This window comes from Methylobacterium sp. B1 (genome assembly GCF_000333255.1).
In the GTDB taxonomy this organism is placed as follows: domain Bacteria; phylum Pseudomonadota; class Alphaproteobacteria; order Rhizobiales; family Beijerinckiaceae; genus Methylobacterium; species Methylobacterium fujisawaense.
On record NZ_BACT01000934.1, the window covers coordinates 1 to 1,534 of the forward strand.

The following is a 1,534-nucleotide window of genomic DNA, read 5'->3' on the forward strand; positions in this document are numbered from 1 at the left end:
GGCCAGGCCCGCGGCTTCGAGCGCCGCGCGCAGGGGGGTGCCGTTCGGTGCGGTTGCGGGCTTCGTCGATCTCGGCCTCGGTCAGGTCGCCGATCGCCGAGCGGCTGCCCAGGAAACCGCCGGAGAAATGCCCCTCCTCGTCCGCGAAGGGGACGACGTCGACGGGCAGGCCGGCCCGGGCCAGCGCCACCCCGGCCACGACCCCGAGCGCCCCGTCGAGCCAGCCGGCCTCGTTCTGGGTCTCGATATGGCTGCCGACCAGGAGATGCGGGCCGGGGCCGCGGTGGCGCCCCAGCACGTTGCCGATCCCGTCGATGGAGGCCGCGAGCCCGCAGGCCTCCAGCTTGGCCATCAGCCAGCGGCGGGATTCCATGTCCTCGGGCGAGAAGGTCGTCCGGTGGACGCCAGTGTCGGGACGGCGGAATTCGGCAACGGCACCAGCACGGTGCATCGGCAGATCGCGGCCTCGGCACTCGGCGTCGCGCCGGAGCGCGTTCGCATCGCGGGCGCGGACACCGATGGCGTCGGCCACGATACCGGCGCCTATGGCAGCACGGGGACCGTTGTGGCGGGTCTGGCGACGCTCCGCGCCGCGGAGGCGCTCGCGGTCCGGATCCGCACGCGGGCGGCGGAGATCGCGGGTGTGTCCCCCGATGCCTGCCGCGTAGCGGGGGATGTCGTCGATACGCCGGCCGGACCGGTGACGCTCGCGGCGATCGGACCGCTCGACGCGGCCGGCCGGGCCGACGGCAGCCCGCGCTCGGTGGCATTTAACGTCCACGCCTTCCGGGTCGCGGTCGATCCCGTGAGCGGGGTGGTGCGCATCCTCAAGAGCGTTCACGCCGCCGATGCCGGGCGGGTCATCAATCCGATGCAGTGCCGCGGACAGGTCGAGGGCGGCGTGGCGCAGGCGATCGGCGCGGCGCTCTACGAAGAGGTCCGCGTCGGTGCGGACGGGAGCCTCATCACGCAGACATTCCGCGACTACCACATCCCCGCCTGCGCCGACGTGCCGGACACCGAGGTCCTGTTCGCCGACACGTACGACAGCATCGGCCCCCTCGGCGCCAAGTCGATGAGCGAGTCGCCCTTCAACCCGGTGGCGGCGGCGCTCGGCAACGCGATCCGCGACGCGACCGGCGCGAGGCTGACCGCGACCCCCTTCGCCCCCGACAGGATCTACCGGGCCGTGGCGGCCGGCAGGACCGGGCTCTCGTGATGGATCAACCGCGGGATGCCACGCCGGCGGCCAAACCCGGCTTTCTGGAGCGCACCTTCCGCCTCGCCGAGCACGGCACCAGCGTGCGCACGGAGGTGCTGGCGGGGCTGACCACCTTCCTGACGATGGCCTACATCGTCTTCATCAATCCGAGCATCCTGGCGGATGCCGGCATGCCGCGGGGCGCCGTGTTCGTGGCGACCTGCCTCGTGGCGGCGCTCGGCTCGCTGATCATGGCGCTCTACGCCAATTACCCGATCGCCCTCGCGCCCGGGATGGGGCTCAACGCCTACTTCACCTACGTGGTGGTCCAGC

Annotated in this window: 1 protein-coding gene and 2 pseudogenes; 2 read left to right on the forward strand and 1 reads right to left on the reverse strand. The window is 72.6% G+C overall.

Annotated elements, in window-relative coordinates; genetic code table 11:
* Window positions 1-451 (reverse strand): annotated as a pseudogene (locus I53_RS26300) (Zn-dependent hydrolase); the annotation flags it as partial.
* Between I53_RS26300 and I53_RS26305 the strand changes: the two are divergent.
* Both I53_RS26305 and I53_RS26310 read left to right on the forward strand, forming a co-directional pair.
* Window positions 407-1,219 (forward strand): annotated as a pseudogene (locus tag I53_RS26305) (xanthine dehydrogenase family protein molybdopterin-binding subunit); the annotation flags it as partial. The pseudogenes I53_RS26300 and I53_RS26305 sit on opposite strands and share 45 nt — an antisense overlap.
* Window positions 1,219-1,534: solute carrier family 23 protein (locus I53_RS26310; protein WP_043356442.1), on the forward strand; the 316-nt coding region annotated here is incomplete at its 3' end. The pseudogene I53_RS26305 and the gene I53_RS26310, both read left to right, overlap by 1 nt.